The sequence below is a fragment of the endosymbiont of Riftia pachyptila (vent Ph05) genome, from assembly GCF_000224455.1.
Classification (GTDB): domain Bacteria; phylum Pseudomonadota; class Gammaproteobacteria; order Chromatiales; family Chromatiaceae; genus Endoriftia; species Endoriftia persephonae.
Window position 1 is genome coordinate 20,491 of the sequence record NZ_AFOC01000044.1, and the last position, 7,953, is coordinate 28,443.

8 protein-coding genes are annotated in these 7,953 nt (G+C 62.0%); 1 reads left to right on the top strand and 7 read right to left on the bottom strand.

What is annotated here, in order from left to right; translation table 11 throughout:
- Window positions 1–40 precede the first annotated feature (40 nt).
- From accC to cutA, 6 genes are all read right to left on the bottom strand, one after another.
- Window positions 41–1,381 carry an acetyl-CoA carboxylase biotin carboxylase subunit gene (gene accC, locus RIFP1SYM_RS08475; protein ID WP_005961906.1) on the bottom strand — a complete coding sequence of 447 codons (1,341 nt, stop codon included), beginning with the start codon at window positions 1,379–1,381 and terminating at the stop codon, window positions 41–43.
- 8 nt (window positions 1,382–1,389) lie between these two features.
- Entirely contained in the window at window positions 1,390–1,845 is a 456-nt protein-coding gene (gene accB / locus RIFP1SYM_RS08480; RefSeq protein ID WP_005961908.1) for an acetyl-CoA carboxylase biotin carboxyl carrier protein, read from the bottom strand.
- A gap of 15 nt (window positions 1,846–1,860) precedes the next feature.
- Entirely contained in the window at window positions 1,861–2,310 is a 450-nt protein-coding gene (aroQ, locus tag RIFP1SYM_RS08485) for a type II 3-dehydroquinate dehydratase (protein WP_005961910.1), read from the bottom strand.
- A 261-nt stretch (window positions 2,311–2,571) separates the two neighbouring features.
- Window positions 2,572–3,123 carry a TlpA family protein disulfide reductase gene (locus RIFP1SYM_RS08495; protein ID WP_320415590.1) on the bottom strand — a complete coding sequence of 184 codons (552 nt, stop codon included), beginning with the start codon at window positions 3,121–3,123 and terminating at the stop codon, window positions 2,572–2,574.
- Window positions 3,120–5,432 carry a protein-disulfide reductase DsbD gene (gene dsbD / locus RIFP1SYM_RS08500; protein WP_005961914.1) on the bottom strand — a complete coding sequence of 771 codons (2,313 nt, stop codon included), beginning with the start codon at window positions 5,430–5,432 and terminating at the stop codon, window positions 3,120–3,122. Before dsbD ends, RIFP1SYM_RS08495 begins: the two co-directional genes overlap by 4 nt.
- Window positions 5,414–5,740, bottom strand: a complete 327-nt coding sequence (gene cutA / locus RIFP1SYM_RS08505; RefSeq protein ID WP_005961916.1) for a divalent-cation tolerance protein CutA — start codon at window positions 5,738–5,740, stop codon at window positions 5,414–5,416. Before cutA ends, dsbD begins: the two co-directional genes overlap by 19 nt.
- 105 nt (window positions 5,741–5,845) lie before the next feature.
- Here cutA and RIFP1SYM_RS08510 point away from each other — a divergent pair, with 105 nt between their 5' ends.
- Window positions 5,846–6,301, top strand: a complete 456-nt coding sequence (locus RIFP1SYM_RS08510; RefSeq protein ID WP_006475830.1) for an FxsA family protein — start codon at window positions 5,846–5,848, stop codon at window positions 6,299–6,301.
- A gap of 24 nt (window positions 6,302–6,325) precedes the next feature.
- Here RIFP1SYM_RS08510 and RIFP1SYM_RS08515 read toward each other — a convergent pair whose 3' ends face one another.
- On the bottom strand, window positions 6,326–7,645 hold the full coding sequence (locus tag RIFP1SYM_RS08515; protein ID WP_005961920.1) for a hypothetical protein: 1,320 nt from the start codon (window positions 7,643–7,645) through the stop codon (window positions 6,326–6,328).
- Between the last annotated feature and the right edge of the window lie 308 nt (window positions 7,646–7,953).

The following is a 7,953-nucleotide window of genomic DNA, read 5'->3' on the forward strand; positions in this document are numbered from 1 at the left end:
CGTGCACCCTAATTCAAGGTGAAAGTTCAACAGTGGCTCGTCAGAGTCCCAGTTTTTCTTCCAGATAGTGGATGTTGGCGCCGCCAGCCTGGAAGGCGGCGTCCTTCATGATCTCCTGCTGCAGCGGGATGTTGCACTTGATGCCGCCAATCACCATCTCGGCCAGGGCGATGCGCATCCGCGCGATGGCGGATTCACGAGTGTCACCGTGGGTGATCAGCTTGCCGATCATCGAGTCGTAGTGGGGCGGCACCCGGTAGCCATTGTAGATGTGGCTCTCGACGCGCACCCCCATGCCGCCCGGAACATGCAGCTGGGTGATGGTGCCGGGGCTGGGCATGAAGTTTTTCGGATCTTCGGCGTTGATACGGCATTCCACCGCGTGGCCGCGCAGGGTCACATCCTCCTGCGTGAAGCTGAGGGGCTCACCGGCGGCGATCATGATCTGTTCTCGCAGGATGTCGATACCGGTGACCATTTCGGTGACCGGGTGTTCAACCTGTACGCGAGTGTTCATTTCGATGAAATAGAACTCGTCGTTCTCGTAGAGAAACTCAAAGGTGCCGGCGCCGCGATAACCGATCTGGCGGCAGGCCTCGGCGCAGCGTCCACCCACTTTGGCGCGCTGTTCCGGGGTGATGCCGGGGGCTGGGGCCTCTTCCACCACCTTCTGATGGCGCCGCTGCATGGAACAGTCGCGTTCGCCCAGGTGCACTGCGTTGCCGTGAGTGTCGGCCAGTACCTGGAACTCTACGTGACGCGGGTTCTCCAGGTACTTCTCCATGTAGACCGTGCCGTTGCCGAAGGCCGCTTCCGCCTCGGCCTTGGTCATCGCCACCGAGTTGAGCAGGCTGGCTTCGGAGTGAACCACCCGCATGCCGCGACCACCGCCGCCGCCAGCGGCCTTGATGATCACCGGATAGCCGATCCGCTGGGCGATCTCTTTGGTGCGCTTGGCGTTACCATCGATTGGGCCGTCGGAGCCGGGTACTGTAGGCACACCGGCCTTCTTCATCGCCTCGATGGCGGCCACCTTGTCGCCCATGGTGCGGATGGTCTCCGCCTTCGGGCCGATGAAGATGAAGCCGGAGTTCTCCACCCGCTCGGCAAAGTCAGCGTTCTCCGAGAGGAAGCCGTAGCCGGGGTGAATCGCCATCGAGTCGGTGACTTCGGCGGCGCTGATCAGGGCGGGGATGTTGAGATAGCTGTCGGCCGATGGGGCCGGGCCGATGCAGACCGACTCATCCGCCAGTAGCACGTGTTTCAGGTCCCGGTCGGCTTCAGAGTGGACGGCGACAGTCTTGATGCCGAGCTCTTTGCAGGCGCGCAGGATTCGCAGCGCGATCTCCCCCCGGTTGGCGATAACGATCTTGTCTATCATGGCGCTTCTCAGTCGATGATGAACAGGGGTTCGTTGTATTCGACCGGCTGGCCGTTATCCACCAGGATCTTCTTCACCACGCCCGCCTTGTCGGATTCGATCTGGTTGAGGATCTTCATCGCCTCGATGATGCAGAGGGTGTCACCAACGGCAACGCTCTGGCCCTCCTCGACGAACGATTTGCTGCCCGGCGAGGGGGCACGGTAGAAGGTACCGACCATCGGGGATTTGACTGCGTGTCCTTGGATCTCCGCTGCGGCTGCAGGAGCTGCCTCTGCGACCGGGGCCTGCGCCGGCGCCGGCGCCGCGGCGGGTGCGGCCACTGGGGCTGCGGCAACCATCTGAGTCGGCATCGAGCTGTTGCGGCTGATACGCACCGACTCCTCGCCTTCGTGGATCTCGATCTCGGCGATATCGGACTCTTCGAGCAGTTCGATCAGTTTTTTGACTTTGCGGATATCCATAGTGTTGATACTCGTTCAGTTGTTGTCTGCCGCAAGCAATCGGCTGGCTGCCTGCAGGGCAAGTTCGTAGCCCTGGGCGCCAAGCCCGGTAATCACGCCGACGGCGATATCGGATAGGTAGGAGTGTGCACGGAAGGGTTCCCGCGCATGGACGTTGGAGAGATGCACTTCGATGAAGGGGATTGCGACCCCGGCAAAGGCATCCCGCAGCGCGATGCTGGTATGGGTGAAGGCGCCCGGGTTGATGATAATGAAGCCGACCCCCGCGCTACGCGCCTGGTGGATCAACTCTATCAGTTCGTGCTCGGCGTTGCTCTGATGGAAGCGCAGCCGATGGCCCTGGGCCTCGGTCAGTTGCTCCAGGTGCTGGCGGATATCTTCCAGGGTATCGTGACCATAGATCTCCGGCTCGCGGGTGCCGAGAAGGTTCAGGTTAGGGCCGTTCAGTACCAGAATGGTCGCCATCGTCTCGAGTCATCCATAGGAGTTTGTGTGATGCCCGGCGGAACGTCCCATAACAATGCAAAAACCACTGGGTCTCCAGTGGTTGGACGGAATTGCCGAATTCATGCGGATTTTGCAAAAGTCCAGTGGTTTTGTCCAGTTTTATGCGCAGTTCCACACCAGATCGTTGCAAGATTTGGATGCTTTTTGGCCTCACGACGGCGCTTGGAGGATCCAAAGCCTGTTGCCGTATGGCGCCGAATTATATGCCTGATCAGCACGCTAGAGTAGTGGCATGATCACTTCATGCAGTCGCTCTTCTGCCAGCTCGCCATAGTGAGAGAAGACTAGCCTACCGGCACGGTCGAACAATGCGGTGAAGGGCAGCCCCTGAAAACGGTTGCCGAGCCCGCGTGCCAGGGCGATCTCTGACCTGCCGCCGAGCAGCAGCGGATAGTTGATCGCCAGCTCCTGGGCGCGCTCCCTGGCCGGCTGAGGCAGGTCGAGGGTGATGCCGACCATCTGCAGGCCACGCTCGCCCAACTCGCGTTGCAGCCGGACCAGTCCCGGGATCTCCCGCCGGCAGATCGGATTCCATGCCGCCCAGAAGTGCAGTACGACCACCTTGCCTGACCAGTCGCTGCTGGCGATGGGTTCTCCCTGCAGGTTCGCCAGTTGCAGTGCCGGCAGCTGGTGGATGGTGATCGGTCCCTGGTGTGGATTGGGTTCAATGGCCAGCCTGGTTGGCTGCTGCAGTGTCCGCAGCCCCCACCAGCCAGCCAGCAGCAGGGCCGCGATCAGCAGGGTCTGCAGGGCGCGGCCGGGTGTGCTCAGCGGATCGCCTCGGCGACGTGGGTGGCGAACTCATCGGCGCTTTTGAATCCGACGACTCGGAAGCGTTTGCGCTCTGTGCCATTGCTGCCGTAGAAGATGATTGCCGGCGGTCCGGGCAGGCCGAAGTGGCCCTGCAGCAGTGCCTGGTCCGTCGCGTCGTTGGCGGTGACGTCAGCCTGTAGCAGCAGCACACCGTCGAGCGCGGCGATGACCTTGGGGTCGGCGAAGGTGTACTTCTCCATCTCCTTGCAGGAGATGCACCAGTCGGCGTAGAAATCGAGCATCACCGGCCTGCCTGCGGCACTTGCCTGGGCCACCTCTCGCTGCAGGTCGGCCAGGCTCTTGATGCGTTTAAATCTGAGCTCCTCGGTATGGCCGGCAGCCGCGCCACCGGACGCTACCAGTCCACGCAGTGGCTGCAGGGTATCTTTACCACCCGCCGCGGCACCTATCAGCAGCAGTGCGCCGTAGATCAGCAGCACCATGCCAAGCCCCTTCCATAATTTCTGCCAGCCGCCGGCCTCGATCTCCAGATGGCGCAGTGCACCCATGTAGATGGCAGAGACCACCAGCAGCATGCCCCACAGGAACATCGCGATGTCAGCGGGGATGATGCGCTCCAGCATGAAGATGGCAACACCCAACATGGCGACGCCGAACACCGCCTTGACCGTATCCATCCAGCGGCCGGCCCTGGGCAGCAGCTTGCCGGCGGAGGTGCCGATGGCGATCAGCGGTGCGCCCATGCCCATGCTCAGGGCAAATAGGGCCAGACCGCCAAGCAGGGCATCGCCGGTCTGACCGATGTAGATCAGCGCGCCGGCCAGCGGCGGCGCCACGCAGGGCCCGACAATTAGTGCGGAGAGAAAGCCCATTATCGCGACCCCGGCCAGTGAGCCCCCCCGCTGCTTGTTGCTGATCTCTGAAAGGCGGCTCTGCAGGCTGCTGGGCAGCTGCAGTTCGTAAAAGCCGAACATGGAGAGCGCCAGCAGGACGAACACCAGGGCGAAGGTGGCGAGGACCCAGGGGTTTTGGAAGGCGACCTGCAGGTTCTCGCCGAACAGCCCGGCCAGTACCCCGGCTAGGGTGTAAGTGAGGGCCATTGCCAGCACATAGACCAGAGAGAGGGTGAAGGCCTTGCGGGTGGTGATCGTGCCGCCATGGCCGGCGATAATGCCAGAGAGGATCGGGATCATCGGGAAGATGCAGGGGGTAAACGCCAGCCCCAGCCCCATCACGAAAAAGAGCCCGATCACCAGCAGGGAGCTGCCGCCAGCCAGGGTGGCGGTGATCTGATCGACCTCAGAGAGTGGGATGCTGCTCTCGGCAGCTGCCGGTGTCGCGGCAGGCGTGACCTCTGCAGGTGCGGTCTCCGCTGCTGCAGCCTTGCTTATTCCCGGCAGGGCCAGGGTGAATTCGCGACGCTGCGGCGGATAGCAGACGCCGATCTCGGCGCAGCCCTGGTAGCTCGCTTCCAGCACGATCTCGGTGGCCGCGGTGTTGCTGCGCGTGAGCGGCAGCAGCAGTTCGATCTGGTCGTGATAGACCGCTACATCGCCGATCGTCCCGTCTGGGGTGGGTGAGTCTTTCTTGATCTCAGGCTCGGGCAGCTGATAGTCGCCGAGGGCGACACCGTCCGCCTCGATCAGCGCCAGTTTGATCTTGTCGTGGTAGAGATAGGTGCCTGGGGCGATCTCCCAGCGAAGGCGCAGCCGGCGGCCATCCTCGACGATGGCCGCGAGTTTGTAGGCCTCTTCGGGCGGCAGCAGTTCGCCACCCTCATCGTTGGCAAACAGGGGGGCAGTGGCGGCAGTTTCGCCGAGTAGGGGAAGCGGCGCGGGTGAAGCCTGCTGCGCTACGGCAGGCTGTGGCGCCAGCGCCAGCTTGATCTCCTGGGAATGGGGCGGGAAACAGATGCCGAGATCGGCGCAGCCCTGGGAGCGGGCCTCCAGGGTGATGGTTTCAGGGGCGCCTGGGTCGCGCTTGATCGGGATGCGTGCGCTAGCGTGGCCCCGGTAGATCGCCACCTCGCCGAAGAATTCGTCCTGCTTAATCTTCGCTTCGGAGAGTTCCGGCTCGCCCAGCTCGATGCCCACCGCGTCGCTGCTGAAGCGGAGCTTGTCGCGGTACATGTAGTAGCCGTCGGCGATCTGCCACTCTACCAGCAGGGTGTCGGGGCCGTCGCTGCGGGCGCTGATCTGAAATGCCTGATCCGGCATCAGCAGTTCGTCTTCAGCCCAAGCAAAGGGGGCGAGCAGCAGCCCCAGCAGGGTGATGATGAGGAAGGTCGTTATTCTATTGTTGTGCATTGCTCCACCCAGTTGAGATAGTCATCGAGCCCGCTTTCTACAGGGACTGCGATGATCTCTGGAAGTTCATAGGGATGTGATGCCCGGATTGCAGCTTCCATTGCTGGGTACTGCTTGGTTGTTGTTTTGATCAACATCTGCAGCTCCTCTGCCGTTTCCAGTTTGCCCTGCCATCGATAGATGGAGGTGACTGGCGCGCTGAGGCTGACGCAGGCGGCAAGCCGCTGCTCCACCAGCTGTTGCGCCAGACGCAGGCCGGTCTCCCGGTCGGGTACGCTGCAGAGGCTGAGAAGCACCGATGTCGACATCGGGGAAAGATACTCTAAAAAGGGGCGGGGTGACAGCGTCCGCGGGGCTGCTGGCGGGTGGCGCGGGCTTGTCCTGAGTTCAGCTCGAGCGTACCCTGCTGCGGCATGAATCCGTTACTCATATTCCTACTGCTGTTTGTTGGCATCCCACTGGTCGAGCTCTACTTTCTGATCCAGGTCGGCTCGCAGATAGGCGCCTTTGCCACCATCTTTCTCACCCTGCTGACCGCCCTGATCGGCGGTGCGATGGTGCGTCTGCAGGGCTTTTCGACGCTGATGCGGGTGCGTGGGGCGATGGAGCGTGGCGAGGTGCCCGCGATCGAGATGATGGAGGGGGCGGTGCTGCTGGTGTGCGGTGTACTGCTGCTGTTGCCTGGTTTTGTCACCGACTTTGTCGGCTTCATCTTTCTGGTGCCGCAGTTGCGCCGCTGGTTGATCAGCAGTGGGCTGCAAGGGGCCGGGGTGATGCGGCCGGTGCAGCGCAAACCCCACTCCCCACCCGGTCATCAACGCACCATCGAAGGCGAATGCCGGCGCGAGGATGACCGGGAGGATGACTGAGCAGGCTGCTGTTCTGTCTGACTGCTACTGAAACGCCGGTAGTCGATCCAGCCGCTCGTCGATCTTCTTCAGCATGGCGTGGTAACGCGGGTCATCGACGCTGCCGAAGCGGCGTTCGAACTCCCGTTGCGGCATCTCGTCCGGCAGATCAGAGACCTTGAGGAAGAACGCCGCCTCCTGCTCGGCCCGGGCCAGCACCGCCTGCGCCCGTGCCGCACTGGCGGGGTTGAGCAGCTGCTCCGCCAGTCGCACGCCAGCCCGGTTGGCGGCGATGTCGCTGAAGCTCAGGCCGTAGTCCTTGCCGCGGGTGTCGTAGACCTCCTTGAACTCACCGATGGCGAAGCTGATCTCGCTGTCGCCCAGCATCTGCATGGTAGAGGAGATGAAAACGTGCTGCACCATGTCGTGACGGCCGGCCAGTACCACATTTTTGCTGCGCTCACGGCACTCGGTCAGCTCGCCGGTGCGGTAGTGGCCGAGGGCCCGCTCAAATCTCGGGCTGCCGAGAAAGATCCCCAGCGCCTGCAGCGCCGCTCGGTTCTCCTTCACTGCACTGGCGCCAGCAGCAGTGCGTTTGTTGGCAATCTCAAACAGCGGTGCGATGTAGGCGGTGGCGGAGGTGTCGATGGCGTGGGGATAGAGTTGGTCGAGTTCGCAGAGCTTGGCGAAGTAGAAGCGCAGTCGCTCCGGGCTGACGCCGGCGCGCTGCTGGGCGACCTGGCGGAAGGTCGGCTTGAGCCACTGCTTCAGATTGGGCAGGGGCTGGAACACTGCGGTGACGCGATCGCCCTGGATGTCCACCGACTGGATCGCCTGCAGGATCGCGCTGCTCTGTTCGTCCTTCATCATCGCCTGCAGCAGGGTCTCGACCAGCTTCAGGGCGAGGGGGCCGGGAATCTCGGTCTGGCCTACATAGACCGGTGCCAGGTGCAGACCGTAGTCTGATGGCACCACCCCCGCCCGGATGTTGATGAACCTGCCAAAAGGATTCTCCGGCAGATCCAGGGTGAAGCGCAGCTGCGCCTCTACTGGGGTCACATTGGCCTCGCCGTGCAGCCGGTGAATAGCGCGAGCTGCCACCGCCAGCATGCCGTTGAGATCCTTCTCGCTGAGGACGATGGTCTCAGTCTGCGCCTCGGACTTGAGCTTCTTGCGCAGGTCGCTCAGCTTGGTTTTGGCCCGCACCGCCGCATCGGTGTTCATGCGCTGGGTTTCGCCCACCAGCGGCAGATCTTCGCTGATCGAGCTGAGGCTGCCGAGCATCAGCAGCGGGATCGCCAGCAATAGCAGCAGAAACAGCAGACCAAACGGAAAACGGAAACCCTTCTTTTTTCTTTTAGCCATAGTTGCGACAGATTATTTTGGTGGACCGGGTTATCCGCGGCATGTTAGCAGGGGTGAGGGGGTTCGCCAAAAAAGGTGAGGTTGGCCCTAACAAGTCTAGGCTTCATGTGTCTGCAAGTGGCCATGGTTGCCTGATCCCGGATGTTTGTAACTGGGGGATGCTGAAGCCCTGTCAAGGACGATCCTGGAAGAATTGATATCTGTTGTGTGATGTATTTATANTTTTACAGGAATTAAAGTCTTAATGGAAAGGATTCCATGCCCCACAGTATCGATACGGAAACAGAGCCAGATACTGGCCTTGCCTG